Here is a 25867-nt window from a genome sequence, read left to right on the forward strand (position 1 = left end):
TGGCAAGGGAATGACCATTACCTGCGTCCTGCGCCTAATCGGGGGCCATTTCTCGCGGCAACGCGGCTCGCAATGAAACGGCAACAGACCCTAGCGCAAGGTACGGCGCCAGAGGTTGAGTACGTCGCTCTTGGTGATCAGCCCGAGAAAACGGCCGTGTTCGACGATCAGCGCGACGTGGCCGGCATCGAAGGTTTGCAGCAGGCGGTCCAGCGGCACATCCGGGTCCAGGGTCTGCAAATTGCTGACCATGGCCTCGCGCACCGGCAGCTGGAAATGCTCCGGCGCGTCTTTCACCGCGCGCAGCAGATCCCATTCATCGATCAGGCCGACCACCCGGTCGCCCTCCATCACCGGCACCTGGTCGATGTCATGAAAGCGCATGCGCCCGTACACCGCCGCCAGGGTCTCCTCGGGCTTGCAGGTGACGGTGGTGCCTTCGTCGTAGCGGCGCGCGATCAGGTCGCGCAGGTTGCCTGCCTTGGGTCGCTCGATCAGGCCCTGGTCGATCATCCAGTAGTCGTTGAACATCTTCGACAGGTACTTGTTGCCGCTGTCACAAACGAAGGTCAGTACACGCTTGGGCGTGGTTTGCTCACGGCAGTAGCGCAAGGCGGCGGCCACCAGGGTGCCGGACGAGGAGCCGGCCAGCACGCCCTCTTGCTGCAGCAACAGGCGCGCGGTGTGCAAGCTTTCGGCATCCGGGATGCGATACGCGCGCTTGACCAACGAAAAGTCGGCCAGCGCCGGCACGAAATCCTCGCCGATGCCTTCCACCAGCCAACTGCCGGCCTCGCCGAAATGGCCGGTCTCCACGTAGTCGGCCAGCACCGAGCCTTGCGGGTCGGCCAGGACCATCTCGACCTGCGGCGCCACCCGCTGGAAGAACCGGGTCAGGCCGCCCAGGGTGCCACCCGAGCCCACGCCCACCACCACCGCATCCACTCGCTGCTCGAGCTGTTGCCAGATCTCTGGGCCGGTGCCGCGCTGATGCGCCCAGGCATTGGCCGGGTTGTTGAATTGGTCGATGTAAAAAGCATCCGGCCTCTGCTCGGCAATGCTGCGCGCCAGATCCTGATAATACTCGGGGTGGCCCTTGCCGACATCGGAGCGGGTTAGGCGAACCTCGGCGCCCAAGGCCTTGAGGTGGAAGATCTTCTCGCGGCTCATCTTGTCCGGCACCACCAGCAGCATGCGGTAGCCCTTCTGCGCAGCCACCAGGGCCAGGCCCAGGCCGGTGTTGCCGGCGGTGGCTTCGATGATGGTGCCGCCTGGCTGCAACTGCCCGCTGTTTTCCGCGGCCTCGATCATGGTCAGGGCGATGCGGTCCTTGATCGAGCCACCGGGGTTCTGGTTTTCCAGCTTGACGAACAACTGGCAGGGGCCGCTATCCAGGTGACTGAGCGGCAGTATCGGCGTATTGCCGATCATCTCGAGCAGTGGATTGGTGGACATCGGCATGACCCTCTGCAGAGCTGCCGATTCGTCGCGGTTGTGGCGTTCGGCACAGGGGCCGAGGTTAAAGCGACGCCAGGCAACGCCGATCGGCCATGCCTTAGTTATAGGCAGCTCAGCGCTGCAGGGCCAGCCGTGAAGTGCTTCGCTGGACGTGCGGTGCCGCTCTGCCAGGGGAGAGTTCGATAACCTGAGAGGCTGAATGCTGCGCACCCCACAGCGGCAGCGTCGGCGCTGACCGCCCCTAGACTCGTAGCCCACAGGCAGCCCCTCAATAGGGGCGGCCGCAGTTCGATGCGTGGTGGCCAGGCAGACGGCAGGGAGCGGTATTACTCCGCCCTAGCCGGCATGCCATCCACTACCCCGGCGGTGTTATCCAGCAGGCTCTTGGTGGCCGTCTGCAGAAAGGCCTCGAGGTCCTTTTGCAACTCGGGATCGATGTCCCCGGGCACACGCTCGGCTTGCGGATGAGCACCGAGCTGGTAGCTGTACAGGCGCGGTTCGAAGTCCTTGGGCTGAATCAGGATGCGCTCGGGAGTGACGATGGCGACGGTCTGATCGCCGCCGGACGGCTTGATCACACCGATGCCCTGATCCCCGGCCGGCAAGTTGAGCAGGTCGCGCCCCCAGCACTGGTGGCGCACTTCCCCACCGAGGCGGCCCATGATGGTCGGCACGATGTCGATCTGAGTGCCGACGCTATGGTTGACGCTACCGAACTTCTCCTGAATACCCGGCGCGATCAGCAGCAGCGGGACGTTGAAGCGGAACAGGTCCATCTCGGTCAACTGTTCATCGCTGCCGAAACCATGGTCGCCGACCACGACAAACAGGGTGTCCTTGAAGTACGGCGCCTGGCGGGCCTTCTCGAAGAACTGGCCGAGCGCCCAATCGGAATAGCGCATGGCGGTGAGGTGCTCATCCCAACTGCCATAACCGCTGACCGGTTCGACTGGCAGCTTGCTCGGCAGTGCATAGGGCGTGTGGTTGGACAGGGTTTGCAGCAGCGCATAGAACGGCTTGTCGCCGTAGTTTTGCGCCAGCTCGGCGGCGCCGCGGTCGAACATGTCCTGATCGGACACACCCCAGGTCGGGTCCATGAACACCGGGTCGACGAAGTCTTCGCGGCCGATGAAATTAGTCATGCCCTGGTTGCTGAAGAAGCCGGACTGGTTGTCCCACTGAAAGTTGCCGTTGTAGACGTACAGGTTGTCGTAATCGCGGGCACTGAGCAGCTGCGGCAAACCCGAGAACTGGTGCGCGCCCTCGGGCGTGCGCATCAGGTACTCGAAGCTCGGCAGGTTGGGGAAGCAGGCCATGGTGGCGAACATGCCCTGGTGAGTGTGGGTACCGTTGGAGAAGAAGCGGTCGAACAGCAGGCCCTGTTTGGCCAGTTTGTCGAAGTTCGGCGTGATATTGCCTGGGGCGCCCAGCGCACCGACGAAATGGCCGGCGAAGCTTTCCATGAGGATCACCACCACGTTGCGGACCGGCAGCGTGCCATCGGCCGGCGGGGTGAAGTCGCGGCGAATCGCGGCGGTGTCGGCGTCGACCAGTTGATCGTGCGGCGTCAGCAGCAACTTGCGCACGGCCTCCAGCGCCTGCTCGTCGGCCATGGTCGATTTCCAGGCGTTGTCGCGGTGCGAGGAGAAGCTGGCCATGGCGGCCGAGGCCAGGGTCAGGGTGCCGTTCAGACCGAGCTGGTTGGCGAACATCGAATCGGTGGTGTAAGCATCGCCCCAACGCAACGGCGGGCCTTGGCGCAGATGACCGCGCGCGGCGAGCACCGCCACCAGCAGGCACAGCACGAAGACGCTGCCGCGCCAGTACCAGGCCGGCGCACGCGAGCTAGACGACTTGGTTGCTTGCACGCGCGGCCGGCTGAGCAGGTCCAGGCCCTTGAACAGCTTGGCCAGCAACCAGGTGGCGATCACCCAGGCCAGCAGATAACGGGCGACCGGGAAGCCGTTCCACAGCATGCTCATTACGGTCTGGGTGTCTTCCTGAAAATACTGGAAGACCAGGCTGTTCAAACGCTGGTGGAACTCGTGATAGAAGTCCAGCTCGGTGATGCCGAGGAACAGAGTGATGCTGGCGAACCCGGTCAGCCAGGTGCGCTGCAGGCCGCGGGCGGCCATGGCGCGCACACTGAGCAAGGACAGCAACAACGGCACGCAGGCGTAGACCACCAGGCGCAGATCAAAGCGCAAACCGTTGTAAAAGGCCTCGACAAAGGTTGCCGCCGGCGTGGCGCCGATCAACTCGCGGTTATAGACCAGCAAGGCGACGCGCAACAAAGCATAGAGCAGCAGCAAAGCCACTGCGCTCAATGCGGTGAAGGTCAGGTGGCTGCTAATGCTCGGGTGAGACAAACGCGATGAGGACGACGAGTTACTCAGGGCATCCGTATTGGCCATTTGGTTCAAGATCCGTTGGGTAGACGAGTGAGTTCGAGAATGCGGTCGCGGCCTTGCTCGGCGACCAGGTAGCTGCCATCGGTCGAGGCGACTATGGTTTGCACTGCACGCATGTGATTGAGAATAACCTGTAATTGCCCCGCAGGATCCAATAGCAGGACGCGGGCCATGTGCGTGGCGTCTTCGGTGATCCATAGGCCGTCGGCGCTGCACAGAAGAAAGCCTGGCGCGTTGAGGCCGGCTTGCACCAGGGTGTCCTCGCCAGTGGCTTGCCACTGCTTGACCCAGCCCTTGGCTTTTTCCGTGTAGTACAACCGGCCGTCGGCGCAGGCGGTGATGGCTTCGCCTTCATCCAGACCATCACGCAGGGTCACGACTTCGCCGCTGACGGGGTCGAAGCGCAGCAAGCGACCGAGCTTCTTGTCCTCGATGGCATACAGAAAGTGCCCGTCGCTGGCGAGGCCCTCCACGTCGTCGGCGCCAAACAAGGACTCAGTCCGATCACCCCGCAACAACAGCACGGGAAATGTTCCGCCTTCCTGCCCCACGGCTACACCGCCGTCATACAGGGCCAGACCATCGGGCTTCGACAGGCCACTCAACATCGTTTTCAGGCTGCCATCGGTGGCGCGCTTGAGAATGGTGCCCTTGCCGTCGGAGAATTCCTGGCTGATAAACAGCGCGCCCTGGGCATCCCGTACCAATGCACTGACCCTCGGGATGTCGGCGTGGAAAACCTGGTAGCCCCAGCCCTTAGAGGCCACCACTGGGAATAGATGGCGCCAGGCGGCGTATCCGCTCACCGATACGAGCGAGACGCCGAGCACCAGCATCAGCCAACGTAGGTACTTCTGACGCAGTTGCTTCGGCATAACCACAGCCACTCCAATCGACTCGATAAAAAAGTGGCGCGAGTGTGCTGAATGCGATGTGAAAATTCTGTCGAAAGGGCTCTAGCATGCCGCTTTTGAGTTAGAGCAAGCTACCGGCTGGCTGAACCGGACCTCGCGATCAAGACCGCTGCCACGGAGCCAGGCTATTCGCAGCCTGGTGGCAGCGACCCCGGCCGCAAGGCTTTTGCTTGAGCGCCTGGAAAAGGACCCGCAGGTCCTTGTTCATGCATTCGGCGACTTAGTCGTTGCTCGGCTTGTTGATCGCCTGCAACACATATTGCGGCAGCGCGAAGGCGCCGATATGGATTTCCGGGTTGTAGTAACGGGTGACGATGCCGCTGCCGGCGAAGCGTTGGCGCAGGGTGTCCAGCGGCAGTTTGCGGTAATCGCTGTTGGTGCTGCCCCAGGCGAAGGTCATGCTGCCGCCGATATAGGTTGGCACGGCCGCCATGTAGAAGTGCCAATCGCTGAACAGGCCATGCATGCGCCCGGCGGTGGTTTGCACCTCGGACAACTGCATGAACGGTGTGCCGTTCTGGGTCACCAGGATGCCGCCATCGTTGAGGCAGCGACGGCAGGCCTGATAGAAATTCTCGGAGAACAGCACTTCGCCGGGGCCGATCGGGTCGGTGGAATCGGAGATGATCACGTCGAACTTGTCTGCGCAATTGGCGACGAAGCGCATGCCATCGTCGATCACCAGGTTCAGGCGCGGGTCGTCGAAGCTGCCCTTGGAATGATTGGGCAGGTATTCCTTGCACATCTCGACCACGGTAGCGTCGATCTCGACCATGGTGATGTGCTCGACGCCATGGTGTTTGCACACCTCGCGCAGCATGCCGCCGTCGCCGCCGCCGATGATCAGCACGCGCCTGGCCAGGCCGTGGGCGAGGATCGGCACGTGGGTGAGCATCTCGTGGTAGATGAACTCGTCGGCTTCGGTGGTCTGGATCACACCATCCAGGGCCATCACGCGGCCCATGCGCGGGTTCTCGAAAATCACCAGATGCTGATGCTCGGTGCGCACCTCGTGCAGCAGCTTGTCCATGCGAAAGCGCTGGCCGTAACCGTCATACAGAGTCTCTTGATAATCGCTCATGACGCTGTCCCCCTGATGCTGCTAAATAAGGCTGGCGAGGCGACTGGAGCAAGCCGTGGAGCCCGCCTATCAATGCCTATTAATGAAGGCGGGCATTCTACGTCGCCCTGCATGACAGGTCGAACCGTGCCCTTTGAAAGTCAGTTGTGCGCTGACAAGCCCATCGACTGCGGTTATCGTCCTGTGATGAATACAGCCGCCGAACACTGCCTGCACCTACCCTACCTGCCCCCCTGGGATTGGCAGCAATTCCACGGCCATTACGCCCTGCGCGCCCTGCCCGGCGTCGAGCGTCTCACGCCCTCAAGCTACAGCCGCAGCTTTCGCCTGGGTGAGATCAGCGGCTGGTTCAGCGTGCGCCCGCTGGTCGAGCAGAGTGCGCTGGAACTGCGCTGCAGCGACTCGGCTAGCCCCTGTCTGAGCGAGTTGCAGCAACGCGTGCGGCGGATGTTCGACCTGGACGCCGAGCCGCAGCAAATTGCCGCGCACCTGGGAGACGATCCCCAGCTCGGTCCGCTGGTCGCGCGCAATCCCGGCCTGCGCTTGCCGGTCGCCTTCGACCCCTTCGAGCAGGCGGTGCGGGCGATAGTCGGCCAGCAGGTCACGGTGAAAGCCGCGGTCACCATCACCGGCCGCCTGGTCAGCCGCCTCGGCGCGCCCTTGGCGTCGGGCATCGAGGGTCTCGAACGCCTATTCCCCAGTGCCGCGGCGATTGCCGGCGCCACCCTGGACGGTATCGGCATGCCGGGTAAACGGGTGCAAAGCCTGCAATATTTTGCCGAACAGGTTGCCAGCGGCGTGTTGCGCCTGGACCTGCAACAGGGCAGTCAGGCCTTGATCGAACGCCTGTGCGCGCTGCCCGGCATCGGTCCCTGGACCGCCGAGTACATCGCCCTGCGCGCCTTTGGTGAAGCCGACGCCTTCCCCGCCAGTGACCTGGGCCTGCTGAAAGCGCCGCTGTGGGGCAGCGAGGGCATCAGCGCCAAGCAGCTCAAGAACCGCGCCGAAGCCTGGCGCCCGTGGCGGGCCTATGCCGCCACGCACCTGTGGCACAACTATTCGGGAGGGTGAACCGATGTTCTATCGCTACCACGACAGCCCTATCGGTCGCTTGTTGTTGAGCGGCGACGCGCAGGGCTTGCAGCAACTGCTGATGGAGATAGAGAGTAAGCCCTGGCGGATTGGCGCAGATTGGCAGCTCGCCCATGCCGAGCTGGACCCGGTGTGTCGACAGCTGGATGAGTATTTCGCCGGTCGTCGGCAGCGCTTCGAGCTGCAGCTGGCGCCACAAGGCACCGAGTTCCAGCGCGCCGTGTGGCAGGCACTGCAAAGCATCCCTTTTGGTCAGACCCGCTGCTACAGCGCGCTGGCCGAACAGATCGCCCGGCCCAAGGCGGTGCGTGCAGTGGGTGCGGCCAATGGCGCTAACCCAATCGCGGTGATCATCCCCTGTCACCGGGTGATCGGCCGCGACGGCAGCCTGACCGGCTATGCCGGCGGGCTGGCGCGCAAAGCGCTGTTATTGCAGTTGGAGGGCGCGCAGCTGCCGGAACAGGCATCGTTGGCACTCTAGAGCGTTGACGGATGCTTTGAGTAGCCCAGCAGTACTACGCCCGACTGCAGGGGCAGCCCCCCTGTTATGCACAGAACCAAAGGCTCCCGCGCGAAAACGGCCTTATAGATTTACATTGCCGCGCGGCCCGGCCAGCGCCCAGATGATCAGGCCGATCACCGGCAGGAAGACGATCAGCAGTACCCAAAGCACCTTCTTGGTACTGTCGGTACCGCTCTTGATCACGTTGATGATGGCCCAGATATCCAGCGCCAGAATGATCAAGCCAAGCAGGCCATTCAATGTAGAACCCATGAGGACACTCCTGTGTAAAGGGTTGCCCTCGTAGGATAGACGTAACAGGCCGCTGAAAAACTACTGCGCTCGGCTATGCTGCGTTGAAATCAACCTCAAAATGCTCATGTACCGCTCGTACACTGCGCTTTTTCGACTGATTTCGCCTTGCCTAGCCATCGCTCGCTACATTTTTCAACGGCCTGTTAAGTCTGAGAGTTCAGGGCGCGGCCGATTCCCGCATCAAGCGGCGCCGCTAACCCCCGCGGCTTACAGTCGATTAAGGTCGATCACCGCGAAGCTGGCGACGGTCTCGTGGCCAGCTAATTCCCCGCCATCACGCGCCAGGCCGACGGTCTGCATGCCGGCCTGCTCGGCGGCGTCCAGCTCCTCGACGACATCGGAGAGAAACAGGATCTCGTCTGCCGGACGACCAATAGCCTGGACGATGCGCTGGTACGAGGCCACCTCGCGCTTGGGCCCTGAAGTGGTGTCGAAGTAGGCGGAGAACAACGGCATCAGGTCGCCGGCCACGGAGCAGCCGAAAATCAGTTTCTGCGCCTGGATCGAACCGGAGGAATAGACGTACAGGTCATAACCGCCCTGCTTCCAGCGCTTCAGCGCTTCGACCGCATCCGGGTAGACATGCCCCTTGAGCTGGCCGCGGTGATAGCCCTCGGCCCAGATCATGCCCTGCAGCGCCTTGAGCGGCGTGGCTTTACGGTCCTCGGCGATCCAGCCCAGAAGGATCTCGATCAGCCGCGGCACATCGGCCTGCGCCTCGCCACTCTCCGCCCGTACGGCAGCCAGCTGCTCGGCCACCTGTGGCTCGTCGGCGTGACTCAGAACGAATTCCGGCAGGTGCTTGGCGGCGAAGGGAAACAACACCTCGAAGACGAAGCTCACCGCGCTGGTGGTGCCTTCGATATCGGTGAGTATGGCTTTGACTGGCATGGCACTCTCGCTTCGATGGTTGAGGCTCCCCTGCCCTGGGTTCCTCGGATGGACGCGGCGCTTGGGCGATCGGACCTCAGTCGTCCAGACGCGGAAAGCGGCTGGCAATGTCGTCGCCGGTGAACTCGGCGACCCAGCCTTCCGGATTATTGAACAGGCGAATCGCCACGAAATGCGGATGCTCGCCCATGTCGAACCAGTGACGGGTGCCGGCCGGCACCGAGATCAGGTCGTTCTTCTCGCACAGCACCGCGTAGACGTAATCGTCTATGTGCAGGGTGAACAGGCCGCTGCCCGCGACGAAGAAGCGCACCTCGTCCTCGGCATGCCGGTGCTCGTCGAGGAACTTGGCGCGCAGTTCGGCCTTTTGCGGATGATCGTCGCTCAGGCTGACCACATCCACGGTGACATAGCCGCGCTCGGCCATCAGGGTGTCGATCTGCGGGCGGTAGGCGGCGATCACCTCATCCTGACTGGCGCCGGGGGCGATCGGCGCCACGGCTTGCCAACGCTCGAAGCGCACGCCGACCTCGGCCAGGGTGCTGGCGATGTCCTCGAGGTGGGTCAGTACCTTGTTCGGCAGATCGGGGGAAGACTCGTGGTAAACGCTCAGGCTGCTCATGTTCAATACTCTCTCAATTTAGTGTCGTAGGCTGGCGTAGAGCGCAGCGAAACCCAGCGTTGCATTGACCCTGCTGGGTTTCGGCAGAAAGCCCCTCTACCCAGCCTACGAAAATCCGTCTCAGCTCTTGTGCAGGGCGCGCACCTTGAGTTCGCACTCGAAGAGAAACTCGAAGGCCTCGATCTGGCGCAGGGCACCGCTCATCTGCGCGCCCCAGGTGTACAGGCCGTGCCCGCGAATCAGGTAGCCGACGCAGTCCGGGTGCCGCTCCAGCCAGGGCTGGACCTTGGCCGCCAGCCGGGCGATGTCCTGGTCATTGTCGAAAATCGGCACCTCGACCTGGGACTCGTGGCTGCTGATGCCGGTAAAGGCTTTCTGCAATTCGTAGTCGGCGAACACCAGCGAGTCGCTCAGGCTCAGCCGCGACAGCACCGTGGCATTCACCGAATGGGTGTGCAACACCGCGCCGATCTCGGCTTTCCAGTTATACAACTGGGTATGCAGCAGGGTTTCCGCCGAAGGCTTCTTCCCCGCCTCCAGGCTGCGTCCCTGCATATCGGTGACCAGCACATCGTCGAGCCCCAGCTGGCCCTTGTGCTTGCCGGAAACGGTCAACAACGCCTCGCTAGCCGACAGTCGCGCCGAATAATTGCTGCTGGTGGCCGGCGACCAACCACGCTCATAGAGAAAGCGCCCCGCGTCGATGATCTGCTGGGCGAGGTGTTCACGACTCAGGCTCATGGCCCCTCCTCTTGCATGCGGGTGGCGGTGATATAGGCTGCCGCCAAGGCTATCAGGCTGGCGATGGCAAAGGTCCAGGCGGGCCCCAGGGTATTCCAGCTGTAACCCGAATAGAGTGCGCCCAAGGCGCCCCCCACTCCAGCCAGGGTGGCATATAGCGCCTGGCCTTGGCCCTGTTGCCGGTCGGCGAAGCTGCGCTGGACGAAATGGATGGCCGCCGCATGAAAGCTGCCAAAGGTCGCCGCGTGCATCAGCTGGGCGAATAGCAGCACCAGCAGATGATCGGCCAGATTCCCCAGCAACAACCAGCGCAGCGCGGTGATCAGAAAGCTCGCGAGCAACACAGTACGCAGCGAATAGCGCGCCAGCAACCGGGCCATGAACAGGAACAGCACGATCTCGGCGACCACGCCCAGAGCCCAGAGCTGGCCGATCAGCCCGCGCGCGTAGCCGAGCGCCTCCAGGTGCAAGGTCAGAAAGGTGTAATACGGGCCGTTGCTGAGCTGCATCAAGCCAACGCTCAGGTAAAACGCGAGAATCCCGGGCCGCCGCAGTTGCTTGAGAAAGCCGCCGCGCTCCGGGCTGTTCGGGCTCGTCAGCGGCTGCGCATTGGGCACCCAGCAGCTGCTGATGACGATACCGCTCATCAGCAAAATCAGCGCCCAGGGATAGGCATCCAGGCTGAGCAACTCGAACAGCTCACCCAAGCCGACCACCGCGACGATAAAGCCGATGCTGCCCCACAAGCGGATCCGGCTGTAACGCGCGGCCTGCTCCTTGAGGTGGGCGAAGGTGATCACCTCGAATTGCGGCAGCACTGCATGCCAGAAAAAGGCATGCAAGGCCATGATCAAGGCCAACCAGGCGTAGCTCTGGCTGATGAAGATGCCGGCGAAACACAGCAGGGTGCAGCACGCACCGAAGCGCACGATGGCCAGCCGTCGACCCGTGTAGTCACCCAGCCAGCCCCACAGATTCGGCGCGATACAGCGCATCAGCATGGGAATGGCCACCAGCTCACCGATACGCGCGGCGGAAAAGCCCAGGTGATCGAAATACAACGCCAGGAACGGCGCCGTGGCGCCGAGCAGGGAGAAATAGAAAAAGTAAAAGCCGGACAGGCGCCAATAGGGCAACACAGCGCTCATGGCCTAGACACGAACGGCCTCATAGCTGCGGCAGCACCGGCGTGCCGACGCGCACATCGGCATTCTGTGCGCGATGGCGCAGCAGGTGGTCCATCAACACCATGGCCATCATCGCCTCGGCGATCGGCGTGGCGCGGATCCCCACGCAGGGATCGTGACGGCCCTTGGTGATCACCTCCACCGGGTTGCCGTCGACGTCGATCGAGCGACCCGGCGTGGTGATGCTGGAGGTTGGCTTCAACGCCAGGTGGGCGACGATCGGCTGGCCCGAGGAAATCCCGCCGAGAATGCCGCCGGCGTTGTTCGACAGGAAGCCTTCCGGGGTCAGCTCGTCGCGGTGCTCGGTGCCGCGCTGGGCGACGCTGGCAAAACCGGCGCCGATTTCCACGCCCTTGACCGCATTGATGCTCATCAGCGCATGGGCCAGTTCGGCATCCAGGCGATCGAAGATCGGCTCGCCGAGACCCGGCATCACGCCCTCGGCCACCACGGTGATCTTCGCGCCGACCGAGTCCTGGTCGCGGCGCAACTGATCCATATAGGCTTCCAGTTCCGGCACCTTGTCGGGGTCGGGGCTGAAGAAGGCGTTCTGCTCGACGCTGTCCCAGGTCTTGAACGGGATTTCGATAGGCCCGAGCTGGCTCATGTAGCCGCGGATGACGATGCCCTGGCTGGCCAGGTACTTCTTGGCGATGGCGCCGGCGGCCACGCGCATGGCGGTCTCGCGCGCCGAGCTGCGGCCACCGCCGCGGTAGTCGCGAATGCCGTATTTGTGGTGATAGCTGTAGTCGGCGTGGGCCGGACGGAACAGGTCCTTGATCGCCGAGTAGTCCTTGGACTTCTGGTCGGTGTTGCGGATCAGCAGGCCTATGGCGCAACCGGTGGTCTTGCCCTCGAACACCCCGGCGAGGATTTCCACCACATCGTCTTCCTGACGCTGGGTGGTGTGGCGGCTGGTACCCGGCTTGCGCCGGTCGAGGTCGCGCTGCATGTCCTCGAGAGTCAGCTCCAGGCCCGGCGGGCAGCCGTCAACGATGGCGACCAGTGCCGGACCATGGCTTTCGCCAGCAGTGGTGACGGTGAACAGCTTGCCGTAAGTATTGCCGGACATGTGCAAAACGCTCCGCGAGATTCAGCCCAGGGCCCGCCACCGCGTTTGCTCGCGCGCGCCAGACCCCGACACAATAGAAGGCCGCGAGTATACCCGCGGCGCCCGCCCAGTTCACCCTCGAACCTTAAGCCGTTGGGCGCGTCCAACAGGTTCCTGCCGCCATAGTGCACCGCCATGCTGCGAGTATTGCTGTTGATTCTGCCCCTGCTTGCCGGCCTGGCTCAGGCCACGCCACACACCACCGAGCAACGCCCACTCAGCCTGCAGACCGAGCAGGGCACGCTGTACGGCACCTTGTTGCTGCCGCAAAGCGATCGGCCGCTGCCCATCGCGCTGCTGATCGCCGGCTCCGGACCAACCGACCGCGACGGCAACAACCCTGGCGGCGGACATAACGACAGTCTCAAACGCTTGGCGCAAGCCTTGGCCAAACAGGGCATCGCCAGCCTGCGCTACGACAAGCGCGGGGTGGCCGCCAGCCGCGCGGCCACCCCGGACGAGCGGGATTTGAGCGTCGAGCAGTATGTCGCCGATGCCGTGGCCTGGGGGCACCAGCTCAAAGCCGACAGCCAATTCAGTCGACTGGTTCTGATCGGCCACAGCGAAGGCGCCCTGATCGCCAGCCTGGCGGCGCCAGAAGCCGGCGCCGACGCCCTGATTTCACTGGCTGGCAGCTCCCGCCCGATCGACCAGGTGCTGCGCGAGCAGCTGCACTATCGCTTGCCGCGCAAGTTGCTGGCGCAAAGCAACGCGCTGCTCGATGCGCTGGTGGCCGGGCGCCAAACCGAGCAGGTAGCCGACGAGCTACAGGTACTGTTTCGCCCAAGCGTACAGCCTTACCTGATCTCGCTGTTCCGCCAAAATCCCGCCGAGGCCTTCGCTCGCGTGCGGATGCCGACGCTGATCGTCCAGGGCAGCCACGACATCCAGGTCGACGTGGCGGATGCGCGAAACCTGAAAATCGCTAACTCGAACGCCGAACTGGCGCTGATCGCGGGCATGAACCATGTGCTGCGCATCGTGCCCCTGGATTTGAAGGCGCAGCTGGCTTCCTACGACAACCCTCGGCTGCCCTTGGCGCGGCTGCTGACCGAGCAGATCGTCAGCTTTATCCAGCGCACTGGTACAGCCATACCCTCCAGCCACAGCTAAATCGGCCGATAGACACACTACCAGTGCGCAACGAGCACTGGTTGCGCGCATAGGACCGCCGTTTATGACCACTACCGACGCCCCACCCACCGACAGCGCTGGCGCTGCGGCGGTTGAAAAAACCCACCCCTGGGCCGACCTCGAGCCGGAACACTTTCGCCTGCTGCGTTTAGCGCCGCTGCCCACGGATCGCTACAGCGGAGCCCGGCCCTTGCGCTTCGTGCAACTGGCTCGAGTGGAGCGCCATAGCCAGGAACAAAGCCTGCTGCGCTTGAGCGTGCAGCTGCCCGGCCAACGTACTCATAAACAGCACAACGTGCTCGAAGTGTGGATCGACCGGCGTCATAAAGAGGCTCGCTTCGGCCCGGAAAAAGGCCTGTACATCGAGCCGGGTAATCGCGGCCTGGGGCGCTTCTTACTGGCGCAGGGCATCGACTGGGCCAAGCAGCACTGCCCCGACTATCAAGTAGAAGGCGCCGCGCTGCCGGCCAAGGACGCGCTGAGCGAGGACCTGCGTGTACGCCGCGACCACTGCTTAGAAGCCCAAGGCTTCGTTGTCGAGTACCTGGACCCGCTGCTACTGAAGGCACGTTACAGCGCCGCGCGGGTTGACGATCTGCGCAGCGATTGGTCGACCGAGAAGGTGCAGGTCATCGACCTGCTCGATGCTGCGGCCATGCTGCAGCAGGCGGACCAGAACCTGCACGAACAAGACGTGACTATCCGCAAGCTGGGAGAGCGCATCGACCGTTTCAAACGAGAGGACGGCAGCCTGCGCTTCACCATCAGCTGCCTGATCGCCTTCTGCCTGTTCCAGGCGGGCCTGCTGATCTGGATGGCAACGCGCTAGCTAGCGAATGGCAAACTCACTGACAGCGACCATCAAGCTAGGCTGGGTAGAGGCGTTTTTTTGCCGAAACCCAGCGAGCCGAGCGGCGCTTGCTGGGTTCCACAAAGGACACATTCAACCATTAAGGCGCTCGCGAAACAGCTGCTGATGTGCGCGGCACTGCTGCGCCGCCAGCAGGAACACGCCGTGACCGCCACGCTCGAATTCCAGCCAGGTGAACTCCACTTCCGGGTATAGCGCCTCGACATGCACCTGGCTGTTGCCCACCTCGACGATCAGCGTGCCGTTCTCCGTCAGATGATCGGCTGCCTCGGCCAACATCCGCCGCACCAGGTCCAGGCCATCATTGCCACAGGCCAGCCCCAGGGCCGGTTCGTGCTGATACTCCGCCGGCATGTCGGCGAAATCTTCGGCATCGACGTAGGGCGGGTTGGACACGATCAGATCGAAACGCTGACCCGGCAAGCCGGCGAAACCATCGCCTTGCACCGTGTAGACGCGTTCCTCCAGGTCATGCCGCTCGATATTCTGGTTGGCCACCTCCAGCGCCTCGAACGACAGGTCGGCCAGCACTACTTCGGCCTCGGGAAACTCATAGGCACAGGCGATGCCAATACAACCGGAGCCAGTGCACAAGTCGAGAATGCGTGCCGGAGCCTGCGCCAACCAGGGCTCGAAGTGCCGGGCGATCTGCTCGGCAATCGGTGAACGAGGAATCAGCACGCGCTCATCCACCAGGAACGGCAGATCACAGAACCAGGCCTCGCCCAGCAAGTAAGCGGTGGGCACACGCTCGTTGATGCGTCGCTCAAGCAAGGCATGCAACTGGGCATGCTCAGCGTCTTCCAGGCGACAATCGAGGTAGCTGTCGGCAATTTCCCAGGGCAGATGCAGGGCACCGAGCACCAATTGCCGCGCCTCATCCCAAGCATTGTCTGTGCCGTGACCGAAAAACAGCCCTTCGTTATGAAAGCGGCTGACCGCCCAACGAATGTAATCGCGCAGGGTGCGCAAGCGCGTGTTGCTGGCAGAGGTAACGGTGGTCACAGATTCTCTCCGGTCAAAGGGTGCGCCATTTTAACCGAAGCGTTGGCGCGCGACGCATTGCCGAACTAAAACGCCGCCTGTGCACGAAAGTAGCGCTGCCAAAGCGCTCGGCGCACCGATATAATTTGCAACGATTTCTTAACCCTTCCTATCCCTTTGTTTAGAGACCTCCAGTAATGGTCATAGAACCCTTCTCGCTCACGGGCTTGCTCGTGCTGGCGATATTCCTCATTGGAATGACGCTTATCGTTTTTGAAGCACAATTAGAGATGGATAAATTCAAGCCGGCCATGTTCATGATGTCCGGCTTGATCGTAATTGGCGCGCACTACGCCCTCAGCGACCCTAACGGCTTCCAGTATTTCCTCCACGCCCAAAGCGAGACCAAGGAAGAACTGTTCGGCCTGATCGCCTTCATGGCGTTCATGTGGATGATTGTGGAGCTGCTCAATGAGCGAAACGTGTTCACCGCCCTGAACGGCTACCTGATGCGCAAAGGCCTGGGTGCCAAAGGCATGTTCTGGGCCACTGGCGCACTGTCGGCGCTGCTTTCACCCTTCCTCAACAACATCACCACGGCGATGATTTTCGGCAAGACGGTGAAAAGCATCTCCACCCATCCGCGCTACACCCATGTGGCGCTGTGCAATATCGTGGTGGCGTCCAACAGTGGCGTCTGGTTCCTCGGCACCTCGACCAGCCTGATGGTGGTGCTGGCGGGCAAAATCAGCATTGCCGGGCTGCTGCTGCTGATTCCTTCGGCGCTGATCGGCTGGTTGCTGTTCGCCGCCACCCTGCACCTGTTCTACCTGCGCAAGCTCGACGGGCAGAATCTGATCCACCTGGCGGATCAATCAGAAACCGCCCTGAAACCGGGTGGCGCCGGCCTGGCCATCGTCGGTTTCATATCCATAATCGCGGCTGTGCTGTGCAACATCCTGCTGAAAGTCAGCATCGAGTTCGCCATCGGCATCGCCCTGGGGATGGTGGCCCTGTATGCCTGGCTGCTGATGCACCGTGGCATCGAGCTACCCTGGCAGGACCAGCTGCAGAAGGTCGAATGGAACGCCCTGTTGTTCTTTATCGGCATCATCACCGCGGTTTCGGCCCTCAACCACGTGGGCTGGCTGACTTACATCTCGCAGCTGTTCGAGCTGATGAGCCCGACCGCGGTCAACATCATTCTCGGGGTCGCTTCCGGGGTGATGGACAACGTACCGGTGGAAGCCGCCGCACTGATGTCCGACCCCGAACTGGGTCTGAACCAGTGGGCACTCAACGCGTTGATGGTGGGTATCGGCGGCTCGCTGACCGTGGTCGGCTCGGCCGCCGGGGTCATGGCCATGTCGCTGGACAAGACCTACAGCTTCGGCGTGCACTTGAAGTTCCTGCCCGCCATCCTGGTCAACTTCTTCGGTTCGCTGGGAGTCTGGTACCTGCAGTTTCAGGTGTTCGGCCTCTATTAAGTAAGGCACGCTGCCCAGTATTCTGCTGGGCACACACCCCGCTACTTTTTCCGCCGAGTCGTCCGCCAGGATGGCTCGGGGCGGTTGCGCCTGAGCTCGCGAATCACCGCGATGGACACCGCCAGGGAAAACAACAGCCAGAAATGCGCGGAAAACTGCGATATCAGGTACATAAGCAACTCCTTTTGCCATACGACTCCAGCACTTCTGGAGTGGTTCGATTCTGCGTGCGCCATCCGTCGCTCGCAAGTCGGTTTATCGCAGAGGTTCACAGCAGCGTTGCACAGGCGGACAATAGGTTCAGTTGTCCGCGCCAGCGAGGAGTCCTCCCATGTCCTATCCGCAAACCCTGTTCCAACTCACTGGCCGCAGCCATGCGCCGGCCAGCCTGAGCAATGCCACCCTGTTGATCATCGATGTCCAGGAGGAATACCGCAGTGGTGTACTGCAATTACCTGGCCTGGAAGCGGCTCTCGCGGAAATCAGCAAACTCTTGACGGCGGCACGCGGCATGGGCGCCTCGATCGTCCACGTCAAGCACCTGGGGATTCCCGACGGCCTGCTCGATCCACGCGGCCCACGCGGCCATCACTTGCCCGAGGTTGCGCCACTGCCCGGCGAGATCGTCGTGGAAAAACGCCTACCGAATGCCTTCGCCGGCACCGACCTGCATGAACGCTTGCAAGCACTCGGCCATCTGGACCTGATTGTCTGCGGCTTCATGACCCACTCCAGCATCAGCACCACGGTGCGCGCCAGCAAAGATTATGGTTACCGCTGCACCCTGGTCGATGCCGCCTGCGCCACCCGCGACTTGCCGACCCCGGACGGCAAGGTGATCAGCGCAGCGGACATGCACCGCGCCGAGATGATCGCCTTGGCCGATAACTTCGCGGCTCTGGTGCCGCAAGCCAGCGCCTTGGTCTGAGGCACGCTGAGACTGAAACGCGCGCAAGGTCACAACCTGCGACCTTGCGCGATGATGTTTTGAACCACAGCGCCCGGTGCCGGTCATACCGCCGATACCCTCTGAGGAAATCGGAATGAAGTTATCCGATGGTTTCGACGCCCGCCGTCTGCGCCCACGCGAGTCGGGCAACTGGCGCTTGCGTTTGCTTGCCGCGCTGGGAGCATTGTTCGCCAGCTTCGGCGTGTTGCTGGCGATGGCGGGTAGTGCCACCTTGCTCGGCCGGCCACCGGCACTTGGCCCGCTGAATGACTCGCCCGGCGCCGCGGGCGTGTTATTGCTGGTAGGCCTGCTGCTGCTCTGGGGCGGCATTTCACTATGGCGCAGGTGCCGTCGGCGCATGCGCCGCGGCAACGATCTGAGCATGGCGCCGCACCTGATGAAAAAACGCGACTGAACCCCCGCCTATCAAGGCAGCACCACAGCCATCACCTTGGTTACACTAGCGGCCTTCGCGGAGGCCCAGATGCAAGACGACGACCTTTCCCTATTCAAAGCCGAACTACGCGGCGTCAAGCCGATCAAGCACGATCGCGCAGACACCGGCAAACCGAAAAGCGACCGCAAGCAGCTCGCCACCTTGCGCCAGGCGGCCTCGGTGCGCGTGGAATCGACCAAGGTCGATGGCTTGTCCGACCAGTACGTCATCGACGTCGGCCCCGAGGATGCCCTGTATTGGGCCGCCAACGGCGTGCAGGAAGGCCAGATGCGTAAACTCAAGCTCGGCCAGATTGCCTTCGAAGGCAGTCTCGACCTGCACGGCATGAGCGTGGAAAAGGCCCGCGACACGCTGTGGGAGTTCCTCGCCGAAGCCAGCAAACTCGAAGTTCGTTGCGCGCGCATCACCCACGGCAAAGCCGTGCGCATGGATGGCCGCAGGCCCATGATCAAAAGCCACGTCAACACCTGGCTACGCCAGCATCCACAAGTACTCGGCTTTACCTCTTGTCTGGCCAAACACGGCGGCACCGGCGCGATTTACGTGCTGCTCAAGCGCACGATGATGGACGGGCGCGACGAATAATCAGACCGGGAAGCGCGATAATAGCCGTGCAGCTGAACAACCCGATCCGGATTCGTCACTGCCGCGCTGGTGTACCGTACTGACCGGACAGCAGCACCCGCTGATACACCAGACAGAAAGCTGAGTGGCAAGCCCCGCGGCACCAGCAGAAAATTCAGGACAACTGGCGTACGGCCCTCTTGCCAGGCTGGCAGCGGCGCCCTACCCTGCGCTCCTGTGCATTCCGATAGTCCCCACAGGAAGATCCATGTCCCTGGAACAGAATTACACCGCGATTCTCGGCCAAATCGGCGAGGACGCTTCCCGCGAAGGCCTGCTCGACACCCCCAAGCGTGCCGCGAAAGCCATGCAGTATCTTTGCCGCGGCTATCAGCAAACCTTGGAAGAAGTGACCAATGGTGCGCTGTTCAGCTCCGATAACAGCGAAATGGTGCTGGTCAAACACATCGAGCTGTACTCGCTATGCGAGCATCACCTGCTGCCGTTCATCGGCAAGGCTCATGTCGCCTACATCCCCAACGGCAAGGTGCTGGGCCTGTCCAAGGTGGCGCGGATCGTCGACATGTACGCTCGCCGCTTGCAGATCCAGGAAAACCTCAGCCGCCAGATCGCCGAAGCCGTACAAGAGGTCACCGGTGCGCTTGGCGTGGCGGTGGTCATCGAAGCCCAGCATATGTGCATGATGATGCGTGGCGTGGAGAAGCAGAACTCCTCGATGGTCACCTCGGTGATGCTCGGCGAGTTCCGCGAAAATGCCGCGACTCGCAGTGAGTTCCTCAGCCTGATCAACAACTGATCGCAGCAGAATGAGAAAACCGGCCAAGGCCGATTTTTTTATGCAGAACGCAAAATTCGGCCAATAAAGAAGGGGCTGATCGAGCGCGAGAGCCCGCAGCCGGCCTGCTTGTCACTGACCAGTGCAGTCATGTTGTCCTTGAGCGCTTGCACCTAGCCCGCGTCGTCACTACGAACAGGGTTAAACAACCCGCACGAAAGCAGGTCGATGAGCACCTGGGAAATGTCTTCGCGGGTCTGGCGGGTGGTTGAACCACTAACACGATCCGACTCTGGCCATCCTCCGAGCGCCCTACTTAGCGCGTCGACGAAGTTCGCAACGGCTCCAGCAAGGGCGACAAGCCGTTGTGGTCGATCTCTTGCATCAGTGCCAGCAAGCGACCGATCTCCCCGGAGGGGAAGCCCTCGCGCGCGAACCAGTTGAGATAGCGCCCAGGTAAATCGGCGATCAAACGCCCCTTGTATTTACCGAAGGGCATTTCACGGGTCACCAGTAGTTGCAGGTCTTCGGGGCGCATTCAGTACTCAAGGCAGTTGATGATCCATCCGCAGCGACAGATCGGGGTGATACAGACCCGTGAATTATGCCTAAAGCCGCACCGGTTTGGCGGGCTTGCTGCGACCGTTCAGCCTTAGCCCAGGCCAGCGCCAGCAAACTCGGGTAAGCTGCGCGCCCAGAATTTCCAACCGAGGCGCCCTTCGCGATGATTATCAAAGCACTCAGAATCGGCCTAGGCCAGCTGATCGTCTTCATTGACTTCATCACCCGTCCCCGCAAGATGAAACGCACACCGCAAGCCCAGGCTGCGGTCGAGCGATCCGCTGCGGGGCTGTCGTTGTTTCAGTTTCATGCCTGCCCGTTCTGCGTGAAAACCCGCAGAACCCTGCATAAGTTGAACGTGCCGGTAACCCTGCGTGACGCAAAGAACAACCCGCAAGACCGGCAGACCCTGCTCGAGCAAGGCGGCAAGATCCAAGTGCCGTGCCTGCGCATCGAGGAAGACGGCCAGAGCACTTGGCTGTACGAGTCCAAGGCCATCAGCGCCTACCTGCATGAGCGCTTTCTGCCGCAATAATGGGCACGCTGAAGCCGGCGCGTCATATAGTCGCGCCGGTCGACGGTCATTGACTCAGGGTGGATGGGACTAGCCGGCACTGCGGGTTGCAAGTGTGCGCCTCAGCCTTGTCCCACGATGAAGCCTTCCTCGCGCATTTTCGCCTGCAACGTCTGCCAGCAAGGCAGGCGCGCGACGGTGCCGACCCGCTTAAGGCCTTCTGCTTGAACGGAGTAGAGTGCTTGGCTATCGAAGGCATAAAGCAGCAGCAAGTCCGTGCGCTCTGCAGCGGGTCGAATGTCATCGACCAGATTATCCAGAAGCAGTGGATCGGCAGTCGGTGTTGGGTAGTAACTCAATACCATGTGCGCCTGATCGGGCTTGACCACTTTGGCATAGGTGATCCGCAGTTTTTCCTCAGACACCCCCATCTGACGCAAGGTAAAGTACTTGGCCATTGAGAAGTCCTCGCAGTCTCCTCCACCTTTGACCAGGGTCTCGATGGGTGTCGCCCAATAGTCGTTCTGCTTCCAAATCGCGATGTCATCGCTGAAGCGTATCTGGCTGTTGAAAAACTGGTTCACCATTTTCAGCTTTTCTACTTCCGGTAGAAATCGCCCTCTTTCGATCAGCTCATTCCAAGACACCAGACGCTTCTTGGCAGGCGTCAGTCGCCCATAGCGCTTTTCCGCCTTGCGCAGGATGAGTTCGAAGCTCCAGTTAGCCTTGGCCTCGACTTTGGGCATGCCGCACAGCAAGCTGCCGCTGATAGTCGTCACTGCGACCATGCGCCACAAAGCGCTCGAATATTTGGACTTAACGGCTCGCCGGAGTAACACGTATAGATTTCCTCGAGTGCGGCCATGACCGCGTTTAACCTGGCCGATCATGCCGTTGCGCTGCCGATCCACACCTTTCACGCAGCGCGGTGGCACCGCGCCTGCAATCCTCGATACAGATTCCCTTCCCCAGCAAGCGCCTCCTGCTTCGCGACTCGGTCCGACTGGACTAAGGCAGGGTGACTGTCAGGTCAAACTAACGTCATTGCAAACCGTCGATCAAGCGTTCCAGAGTCGGACGTCATCCGCCACCCCGCGCGCAACAAAAGGATTTCGAGCCTTGCTCCATATGCCTGACGACCCTTGCATGCTTGCTGTGACGCCCTCAGGCACATGCTTTAGAGCCACAATCATCTGAAATGCAGCGTGGTTCTCGCCACCGGTCGAATAGCTCAACTAGCACACTGTATCTGCCAGCTTTTTCGACCAGTGGTTGCCTGCCCTGCATCACCGACAGTCGCAATACCGGCTGGGTGATGCGTACCTCATCGCCGACAGCATCATGGCGCAGAACAGCCTGTAACTAAGCCATCGCTCGTCCATCCAAAAAGCCGCGCGTCGGAACAGTTATGCGCAGATGTTTGCGCCCTTGCTCGTATAACCATGGCCGCAGCGCCAATGCAAATACCCATCCGCCACATTGCCAAGACGTAGCCGATCGGTAACCGACACACAGCGCTGGAGATCCAAATGGGCAAGCCAGACAGGTTGGCAAACAAGGACCCTGCACAGCTGTTCAAACGACAGCTAGCTATTTTAAGCATAGCTAGCAGTTTGCTCGGCGTTGCTCTCAGTTTGCTAGCCGACATACCTGTTGGTGCCGCCCGTCTGCTGCCCACAAACCCCGAGACCTATGCGAACTTCATCCGCTCGGGCGGCCCGGGTAAGGACGGCACTCCGTCGATAGGCAGCCTCACTGACGCTGGGATCACTTGTGACCCTCAATCTTCACGGCATCTGGTTCTCCGGGAGCGGGCCGCATGCCACTTGGCCGAGGGCGCCGCTTGGAGCGCCGGTATATGGCCCGTCCTGCGCGCCGCGTCTGCTACTGGTGCTGGGCATTCCAGGGTTGGGGCCATTATTGGCTTATTCGTCTGGCTCGGGCCGCTCTCGGCTGCCTTGTTGGTCGCCAGTCGTTGCTGGCAACGCTGGCAGGCGCGCCAGCCATACTGCACTGACTATGAGCTCTTGCGGCGCATGGAGCCGCCAAAGGCGAACGCCAACTGCCGGAAGCAACTGGCATTTCCACCTGACTGAGAAAAGGGTTGTTCGTTCTGCAGACGCTGAACGAGGTAGTGAACTGCGGCGCCGCCTGACTGGGTCGAAGGACCCACCTATGTGAAGTGAACCACCGTGCCTGGTGCAGGATAAGTCCCGTCTCACTCTCGCTTGTCACCGGGCGCATAGTCATGCGCTGAGCGCCCGGAGCGGCAAACCGCTGTGATCAATGCAGACCGTACTCAACTCTGTCCCGATGAATTGGAGACTTGAACGACGGCTCGGATTGCATCGTCGAACGATCGCTCTCAATCTGGAACTGTGGACCCGCCGCCGTAGGCTTGCGCTCGAGCATTCGGGCGAATCCCTGGCTTTCATCCCCACGGTTCTGATAGCGGTCTTCACGTTGCATGCGATAGTCCAACAAGTAGTTACTACCACCCTCCGCCAGCATGAATGCTGACTCCTGTTCAGCCGATGGGAACGGCGCGCTGACTGCTTGCCCAGCAATGGCGGCCGTGAGTACCAACAACAGGCCGCTAAGGCCCGTCTTAGCATGTGCCGATTTCATGGTGTCATCCTCTCGATCCCCCTGACCCCGTAAATTGGACAGATACCTCAGAGCGTTGTTACATCGACGTGGGGCGTTCGGATAAACGGTGCCTTGGTCAGTCTTTGTCGCTGGCCTGTCTTGCTTGCAGAAGACAGGGCTTAGTCAAGCATGCCGACATGCCGCGGGTGGCTGGCCACTCGATCCATCCAGGCGCGAATCGCCGGGTAGTCGCCGAGGTCGAAACCGCCCTGATCGGCGACATGGGTGTAGGCGTACAGGGCGATATCGGCAATCGAATACTGCTCGCCGACCAGATAGGCGGTGCGCTGCAACTGCTGCTCCATCACCTTCAGCGCCTTATGGCCACGCACGTGACATACCTGATATTCATCCCTGCGCGCCTCAGGCATCCCCAGGTACAGCTGGATAAACCGCGCCACCGCGACATAAGGCTCATGGCTGTATTGCTCGAAGAACTGCCACTGCAGCACCTGGGTGCGCAGGCGCGGCTCACTCGGTAAGAACGCGCTGCCGTCCGCGAGGAAATTGAGAATCGCGTTGGACTCCCACAGGTAGGTGCCGTCTTCCAGTTCCAGTACCGGGATCTTGCCGTTGGGATTCTTCGCCAGGAATGCTTCGCTCTGGGTATCGCCCTTGAGGATGTCCACCGGTAGCCACTCATAGGCGATGCCGAGCAGGTTCAGCAACAGTTTGACCTTGTAACAGTTGCCCGAGCGGGTATCGCCGTAAACCTTCAACATAGTCACTCTCCCTTAGATGCTGAGGCGCGGGTGCAAGCCGCGCGTATACCTGACTTCTGACGGGACGCCCTACCTACCCTCAGGCCGCCACGCTGGACTGCGCCGCTCTGATGACACCCGCCAGACGCTTCAGACCTTCGCTCAAACGCTCCGGGGCCACATGACTGAAATTCAGACGAAGATGGCCTGGATGCTGGTCCGGGTCGATAAAGAAGGGTTCACCGGGCATGAACGCGACGTTCTGCGCCAGCGCCGGCGCCAGCAAGGTGCGGGTATCCAACGGCTGCTTGAGCGTCAGCCAGAAGAACAGCCCGCCCTGGGGAACCTCCCAGTCGGCCAGATCGCAGAAGTGCTGTTGCAGCGCTGCCTGCATCGCATCGCGACGCATCCGGTAGAACTCGCGCAGCTCGGCCAAGTGCTGACGATAGTGCTCGCTGCCCAGCCATTGCAGAGCCTGCCACTGGCCAATGCGATTGGTGTGCAGATCCGCCGACTGTTTGAGGCGCAGCAGGTAGGGGAACAAATCCGGGGTGGCGATCAGGTAGCCGACGCGCAGGCCCGGTAACAGGGTCTTGGAAACCGTGCCGGTGTAGATCCAACTGGCCTTTTGCAGGCGACTGACGATAGGCGTGGCGCTGCCCGCATCGAACACCAGGTCGCGGTAGGGCTCGTCCTCGATCAGGGTCACGCCGAACTCATCCAGCAACGCCGCCACGGCGTCGCGCTTGGCTTCGCTGTAGCGTACCGCCGAGGGATTCTGGAAGGTTGGAATCAGGTAGGCAAAGGCCGGTTTGTGCCTTTCCAGGCGTTGGCGCAGTGCCTCGATCAGTGGCCCGTCGGCCTCCTGGGGCACGCTGATGCAATCGGCGCCAAACAGCTGGAAGGCTTGCAGCGCGGCCAGATAAGTTGGCGCCTCGAGCAACACCTCGGTGCCCGGATCGATAAACAGCTTGCTGGCCAGGTCCAGGGTCTGCTGCGAGCCGCTGACGATCAGCACCTGGCTGGCCTCGCAGGGCACGCCCAGGGCGCGCGCCTCGGCAGCAATCACCTCACGCAACGCCGGCTCGCCCTCGCTCATGCCGTACTGCCCCATGCTCGCCGGCATGTCCGCCCATTCGACCTTGGGCAGCATCGGTTCGGCGGGCAGGCCGCCGGCGAACGACATGACTTCCGGACGCTGCGCTGCGGCGAGAATTTCACGAATCAAAGAGCTTTTCAGGCGGGCAACGCGTTCGGAGAAGGCCATGGAGGTCACCGGGGTGCTAATGCATGGAAATTGGGTCAAACTGTTTGACTGAAATTACGACGACCCAGATAGATACGTCAATATGCTTGACCTTAAAAATCCAGCCATTCAGCAGTCCGCCATGGAGGCCTTCTTCTTCGGCTACCAGGCATTCACCGCCAAGGCCGACGAAATGCTCGCCCGTCGCGGCCTGTCGCGGGTACATCACCGAATTTTATTCTTCATCGCCCGCTATCCGGGGTTGAGCATGAAAGAGTTGCTCGGCTACCTGGGGGTGAGCAAGCAAGCGCTGAACATTCCGTTGCGCCAATTACTGGAGATGCACCTGGTCACCAGCCTGGCTGCCGAGGACGACAAACGTAAGCGCGTGCTCGGCTTTACCGACGAGGGCGCCAAGCTTGAGCTGGCGCTGCGCCGTGAGCAGGCCAAACTGCTGCAACGCGCCTTCGCCGACGCCGGGGAAGCGGCCGTCAACGGCTGGTTGCAGGTCAACCAGGCGTTGGGCAACAGCCGTCAAGCGGGCTTGGGCGACAGCTGACGACGGCTCGGCCGCGACTGTATCGCCCTTTACACCCCTCGCTGTACCGCGACGCATTCGGTGCCTGCCT

The 25867-nt window shown here is 61.8% G+C and carries 28 protein-coding genes; 11 read left to right on the forward strand and 17 right to left on the reverse strand.

What is annotated here, in order from left to right; genetic code table 11:
- Positions 1-90 precede the first annotated feature (90 nt).
- The 4 genes from FBY03_RS19770 to speE all read right to left on the reverse strand — a co-directional run bounded on the left by FBY03_RS19770 (position 91) and on the right by speE (position 5864).
- Entirely contained in the window at positions 91-1461 is a 1371-nt protein-coding gene (locus FBY03_RS19770) for a cystathionine beta-synthase (RefSeq protein WP_147174063.1), read from the reverse strand.
- Between the two features lie 323 nt (positions 1462-1784).
- The gene (locus FBY03_RS19775; protein WP_147174064.1) at positions 1785-3872 is read right to left on the reverse strand and encodes an LTA synthase family protein; all 2088 of its coding nucleotides are present in this window, start codon (positions 3870-3872) and stop codon (positions 1785-1787) included.
- Positions 3873-3877: 5 nt separating this feature from the next.
- Positions 3878-4744 carry a hypothetical protein gene (locus FBY03_RS19780; RefSeq protein WP_147174065.1) on the reverse strand — a complete coding sequence of 289 codons (867 nt, stop codon included), beginning with the start codon at positions 4742-4744 and terminating at the stop codon, positions 3878-3880.
- A gap of 259 nt (positions 4745-5003) precedes the next feature.
- Positions 5004-5864, reverse strand: a complete 861-nt coding sequence (speE, locus tag FBY03_RS19785; protein ID WP_147174066.1) for a polyamine aminopropyltransferase — start codon at positions 5862-5864, stop codon at positions 5004-5006.
- Between the two features lie 186 nt (positions 5865-6050).
- Here speE and FBY03_RS19790 point away from each other — a divergent pair, with 186 nt between their 5' ends.
- Together FBY03_RS19790 and FBY03_RS19795 are read left to right on the forward strand one after the other, a co-directional pair.
- The gene (locus FBY03_RS19790) at positions 6051-6935 is read left to right on the forward strand and encodes a DNA-3-methyladenine glycosylase (protein ID WP_147174067.1); all 885 of its coding nucleotides are present in this window, start codon (positions 6051-6053) and stop codon (positions 6933-6935) included.
- 4 nt (positions 6936-6939) lie between these two features.
- The gene (locus FBY03_RS19795; protein WP_147174068.1) at positions 6940-7437 is read left to right on the forward strand and encodes a methylated-DNA--[protein]-cysteine S-methyltransferase; all 498 of its coding nucleotides are present in this window, start codon (positions 6940-6942) and stop codon (positions 7435-7437) included.
- 102 nt (positions 7438-7539) lie between these two features.
- Here FBY03_RS19795 and FBY03_RS19800 read toward each other — a convergent pair whose 3' ends face one another.
- From FBY03_RS19800 to aroC, 6 genes are all read right to left on the reverse strand, one after another.
- Positions 7540-7731, reverse strand: coding sequence for a PLD nuclease N-terminal domain-containing protein (locus FBY03_RS19800; protein WP_147174069.1), 192 nt, complete (start codon positions 7729-7731; stop codon positions 7540-7542).
- 249 nt (positions 7732-7980) lie between these two features.
- Positions 7981-8664 (reverse strand): acireductone synthase, encoded by a 684-nt coding sequence (mtnC, locus tag FBY03_RS19805; protein WP_147174070.1) that lies wholly within the window; start codon positions 8662-8664, stop codon positions 7981-7983.
- Between the two features lie 76 nt (positions 8665-8740).
- Entirely contained in the window at positions 8741-9286 is a 546-nt protein-coding gene (locus tag FBY03_RS19810; RefSeq protein ID WP_147174071.1) for an acireductone dioxygenase, read from the reverse strand.
- A gap of 120 nt (positions 9287-9406) precedes the next feature.
- On the reverse strand, positions 9407-10027 hold the full coding sequence (locus tag FBY03_RS19815) for a methylthioribulose 1-phosphate dehydratase (protein ID WP_147174072.1): 621 nt from the start codon (positions 10025-10027) through the stop codon (positions 9407-9409).
- Positions 10024-11175, reverse strand: coding sequence for an MFS transporter (locus FBY03_RS19820; protein ID WP_147174073.1), 1152 nt, complete (start codon positions 11173-11175; stop codon positions 10024-10026). Before FBY03_RS19820 ends, FBY03_RS19815 begins: the two co-directional genes overlap by 4 nt.
- A 19-nt stretch (positions 11176-11194) precedes the next feature.
- Positions 11195-12286 carry a chorismate synthase gene (aroC, locus tag FBY03_RS19825; RefSeq protein WP_147174074.1) on the reverse strand — a complete coding sequence of 364 codons (1092 nt, stop codon included), beginning with the start codon at positions 12284-12286 and terminating at the stop codon, positions 11195-11197.
- A 174-nt stretch (positions 12287-12460) separates the two neighbouring features.
- On the opposite strand from aroC, the gene FBY03_RS19830 reads away from it, so the two are divergent.
- On the forward strand, positions 12461-13438 hold the full coding sequence (locus tag FBY03_RS19830; protein WP_147174075.1) for an alpha/beta hydrolase: 978 nt from the start codon (positions 12461-12463) through the stop codon (positions 13436-13438).
- 64 nt (positions 13439-13502) lie between these two features.
- Complete coding sequence (locus FBY03_RS19835) at positions 13503-14288, forward strand: hypothetical protein (RefSeq protein WP_147174076.1); 786 nt, start codon at positions 13503-13505, stop codon at positions 14286-14288.
- Between the two features lie 114 nt (positions 14289-14402).
- On the opposite strand, the gene prmB is transcribed toward FBY03_RS19835, so the two are convergent.
- Positions 14403-15335, reverse strand: coding sequence for a 50S ribosomal protein L3 N(5)-glutamine methyltransferase (gene prmB / locus FBY03_RS19840; protein ID WP_147174077.1), 933 nt, complete (start codon positions 15333-15335; stop codon positions 14403-14405).
- Positions 15336-15571: 236 nt separating this feature from the next.
- Between prmB and nhaD the strand changes: the two genes are divergently transcribed.
- Positions 15572-16801, forward strand: a complete 1230-nt coding sequence (gene nhaD / locus FBY03_RS19845) for a sodium:proton antiporter NhaD (RefSeq protein ID WP_256678004.1) — start codon at positions 15572-15574, stop codon at positions 16799-16801.
- Between the two features lie 41 nt (positions 16802-16842).
- Here the strand turns inward: nhaD and FBY03_RS23340 are convergent, their stop codons facing one another.
- Complete coding sequence (locus tag FBY03_RS23340) at positions 16843-16974, reverse strand: hypothetical protein (protein WP_256678000.1); 132 nt, start codon at positions 16972-16974, stop codon at positions 16843-16845.
- A 158-nt stretch (positions 16975-17132) separates the two neighbouring features.
- On the opposite strand from FBY03_RS23340, the gene FBY03_RS19850 reads away from it, so the two are divergent.
- The 4 genes from FBY03_RS19850 to folE all read left to right on the forward strand — a co-directional run bounded on the left by FBY03_RS19850 (position 17133) and on the right by folE (position 19588).
- Positions 17133-17729: a cysteine hydrolase family protein gene (locus FBY03_RS19850; protein ID WP_147174079.1), complete on the forward strand. Its 597-nt coding sequence runs from the start codon at positions 17133-17135 to the stop codon at positions 17727-17729.
- A gap of 115 nt (positions 17730-17844) precedes the next feature.
- The gene (locus tag FBY03_RS19855) at positions 17845-18165 is read left to right on the forward strand and encodes a hypothetical protein (protein WP_147174080.1); all 321 of its coding nucleotides are present in this window, start codon (positions 17845-17847) and stop codon (positions 18163-18165) included.
- A gap of 69 nt (positions 18166-18234) precedes the next feature.
- Positions 18235-18792: a Smr/MutS family protein gene (locus FBY03_RS19860; RefSeq protein WP_147174081.1), complete on the forward strand. Its 558-nt coding sequence runs from the start codon at positions 18235-18237 to the stop codon at positions 18790-18792.
- Between the two features lie 247 nt (positions 18793-19039).
- Positions 19040-19588, forward strand: coding sequence for a GTP cyclohydrolase I FolE (folE, locus tag FBY03_RS19865; protein ID WP_147174082.1), 549 nt, complete (start codon positions 19040-19042; stop codon positions 19586-19588).
- 295 nt (positions 19589-19883) lie between these two features.
- On the opposite strand, the gene FBY03_RS19870 is transcribed toward folE, so the two are convergent.
- The gene (locus tag FBY03_RS19870; protein ID WP_147174083.1) at positions 19884-20105 is read right to left on the reverse strand and encodes a DUF3820 family protein; all 222 of its coding nucleotides are present in this window, start codon (positions 20103-20105) and stop codon (positions 19884-19886) included.
- A gap of 186 nt (positions 20106-20291) precedes the next feature.
- Here FBY03_RS19870 and FBY03_RS19875 point away from each other — a divergent pair, with 186 nt between their 5' ends.
- On the forward strand, positions 20292-20663 hold the full coding sequence (locus tag FBY03_RS19875; protein WP_147174084.1) for a glutaredoxin domain-containing protein: 372 nt from the start codon (positions 20292-20294) through the stop codon (positions 20661-20663).
- 101 nt (positions 20664-20764) lie between these two features.
- Here the strand turns inward: FBY03_RS19875 and FBY03_RS19880 are convergent, their stop codons facing one another.
- From FBY03_RS19880 to FBY03_RS19895, 4 genes are all read right to left on the reverse strand, one after another.
- Positions 20765-21430, reverse strand: a complete 666-nt coding sequence (locus FBY03_RS19880; RefSeq protein ID WP_147174113.1) for a transglutaminase-like cysteine peptidase — start codon at positions 21428-21430, stop codon at positions 20765-20767.
- A 1495-nt stretch (positions 21431-22925) separates the two neighbouring features.
- Complete coding sequence (locus tag FBY03_RS19885; protein ID WP_147174085.1) at positions 22926-23270, reverse strand: hypothetical protein; 345 nt, start codon at positions 23268-23270, stop codon at positions 22926-22928.
- Positions 23271-23410: 140 nt separating this feature from the next.
- Positions 23411-24013, reverse strand: coding sequence for a glutathione S-transferase family protein (locus FBY03_RS19890; protein ID WP_147174086.1), 603 nt, complete (start codon positions 24011-24013; stop codon positions 23411-23413).
- Between the two features lie 79 nt (positions 24014-24092).
- Positions 24093-25259 carry a PLP-dependent aminotransferase family protein gene (locus FBY03_RS19895; RefSeq protein WP_147174087.1) on the reverse strand — a complete coding sequence of 389 codons (1167 nt, stop codon included), beginning with the start codon at positions 25257-25259 and terminating at the stop codon, positions 24093-24095.
- A gap of 82 nt (positions 25260-25341) precedes the next feature.
- On the opposite strand from FBY03_RS19895, the gene FBY03_RS19900 reads away from it, so the two are divergent.
- Complete coding sequence (locus FBY03_RS19900) at positions 25342-25797, forward strand: MarR family winged helix-turn-helix transcriptional regulator (RefSeq protein ID WP_147174088.1); 456 nt, start codon at positions 25342-25344, stop codon at positions 25795-25797.
- Positions 25798-25867 lie beyond the last annotated feature (70 nt).

It is taken from the genome of Pseudomonas sp. SJZ079 (genome assembly GCF_007993865.1).
Taxonomy (GTDB): domain Bacteria; phylum Pseudomonadota; class Gammaproteobacteria; order Pseudomonadales; family Pseudomonadaceae; genus Aquipseudomonas.

What these genes read in the sequence shown, in the direction of transcription:
- FBY03_RS19770 (WP_147174063.1), bottom strand. Translation starts at nt 1,461, where the DNA reads ATGCCGATGTCCACCAATCCACTGCTCGAGATGATCGGCAATACGCCG.
- FBY03_RS19775 (WP_147174064.1), bottom strand. Translation starts at nt 3,872, where the DNA reads ATGGCCAATACGGATGCCCTGAGTAACTCGTCGTCCTCATCGCGTTTG.
- FBY03_RS19780 (WP_147174065.1), bottom strand. Translation starts at nt 4,744, where the DNA reads ATGCCGAAGCAACTGCGTCAGAAGTACCTACGTTGGCTGATGCTGGTG.
- speE (WP_147174066.1), bottom strand. Translation starts at nt 5,864, where the DNA reads ATGAGCGATTATCAAGAGACTCTGTATGACGGTTACGGCCAGCGCTTT.
- FBY03_RS19790 (WP_147174067.1), top strand. Translation starts at nt 6,051, where the DNA reads ATGAATACAGCCGCCGAACACTGCCTGCACCTACCCTACCTGCCCCCC.
- FBY03_RS19795 (WP_147174068.1), top strand. Translation starts at nt 6,940, where the DNA reads ATGTTCTATCGCTACCACGACAGCCCTATCGGTCGCTTGTTGTTGAGC.
- FBY03_RS19800 (WP_147174069.1), bottom strand. Translation starts at nt 7,731, where the DNA reads ATGGGTTCTACATTGAATGGCCTGCTTGGCTTGATCATTCTGGCGCTG.
- mtnC (WP_147174070.1), bottom strand. Translation starts at nt 8,664, where the DNA reads ATGCCAGTCAAAGCCATACTCACCGATATCGAAGGCACCACCAGCGCG.
- FBY03_RS19810 (WP_147174071.1), bottom strand. Translation starts at nt 9,286, where the DNA reads ATGAGCAGCCTGAGCGTTTACCACGAGTCTTCCCCCGATCTGCCGAAC.
- FBY03_RS19815 (WP_147174072.1), bottom strand. Translation starts at nt 10,027, where the DNA reads ATGAGCCTGAGTCGTGAACACCTCGCCCAGCAGATCATCGACGCGGGG.
- FBY03_RS19820 (WP_147174073.1), bottom strand. Translation starts at nt 11,175, where the DNA reads ATGAGCGCTGTGTTGCCCTATTGGCGCCTGTCCGGCTTTTACTTTTTC.
- aroC (WP_147174074.1), bottom strand. Translation starts at nt 12,286, where the DNA reads ATGTCCGGCAATACTTACGGCAAGCTGTTCACCGTCACCACTGCTGGC.
- FBY03_RS19830 (WP_147174075.1), top strand. Translation starts at nt 12,461, where the DNA reads ATGCTGCGAGTATTGCTGTTGATTCTGCCCCTGCTTGCCGGCCTGGCT.
- FBY03_RS19835 (WP_147174076.1), top strand. Translation starts at nt 13,503, where the DNA reads ATGACCACTACCGACGCCCCACCCACCGACAGCGCTGGCGCTGCGGCG.
- nhaD (WP_256678004.1), top strand. Translation starts at nt 15,572, where the DNA reads ATGACGCTTATCGTTTTTGAAGCACAATTAGAGATGGATAAATTCAAG.
- FBY03_RS23340 (WP_256678000.1), bottom strand. Translation starts at nt 16,974, where the DNA reads ATGTACCTGATATCGCAGTTTTCCGCGCATTTCTGGCTGTTGTTTTCC.
- FBY03_RS19850 (WP_147174079.1), top strand. Translation starts at nt 17,133, where the DNA reads ATGTCCTATCCGCAAACCCTGTTCCAACTCACTGGCCGCAGCCATGCG.
- FBY03_RS19855 (WP_147174080.1), top strand. Translation starts at nt 17,845, where the DNA reads ATGAAGTTATCCGATGGTTTCGACGCCCGCCGTCTGCGCCCACGCGAG.
- FBY03_RS19860 (WP_147174081.1), top strand. Translation starts at nt 18,235, where the DNA reads ATGCAAGACGACGACCTTTCCCTATTCAAAGCCGAACTACGCGGCGTC.
- folE (WP_147174082.1), top strand. Translation starts at nt 19,040, where the DNA reads ATGTCCCTGGAACAGAATTACACCGCGATTCTCGGCCAAATCGGCGAG.
- FBY03_RS19870 (WP_147174083.1), bottom strand. Translation starts at nt 20,105, where the DNA reads ATGCGCCCCGAAGACCTGCAACTACTGGTGACCCGTGAAATGCCCTTC.
- FBY03_RS19875 (WP_147174084.1), top strand. Translation starts at nt 20,292, where the DNA reads ATGATTATCAAAGCACTCAGAATCGGCCTAGGCCAGCTGATCGTCTTC.
- FBY03_RS19880 (WP_147174113.1), bottom strand. Translation starts at nt 21,430, where the DNA reads ATGGTCGCAGTGACGACTATCAGCGGCAGCTTGCTGTGCGGCATGCCC.
- FBY03_RS19885 (WP_147174085.1), bottom strand. Translation starts at nt 23,270, where the DNA reads ATGAAATCGGCACATGCTAAGACGGGCCTTAGCGGCCTGTTGTTGGTA.
- FBY03_RS19890 (WP_147174086.1), bottom strand. Translation starts at nt 24,013, where the DNA reads ATGTTGAAGGTTTACGGCGATACCCGCTCGGGCAACTGTTACAAGGTC.
- FBY03_RS19895 (WP_147174087.1), bottom strand. Translation starts at nt 25,259, where the DNA reads ATGGCCTTCTCCGAACGCGTTGCCCGCCTGAAAAGCTCTTTGATTCGT.
- FBY03_RS19900 (WP_147174088.1), top strand. Translation starts at nt 25,342, where the DNA reads ATGCTTGACCTTAAAAATCCAGCCATTCAGCAGTCCGCCATGGAGGCC.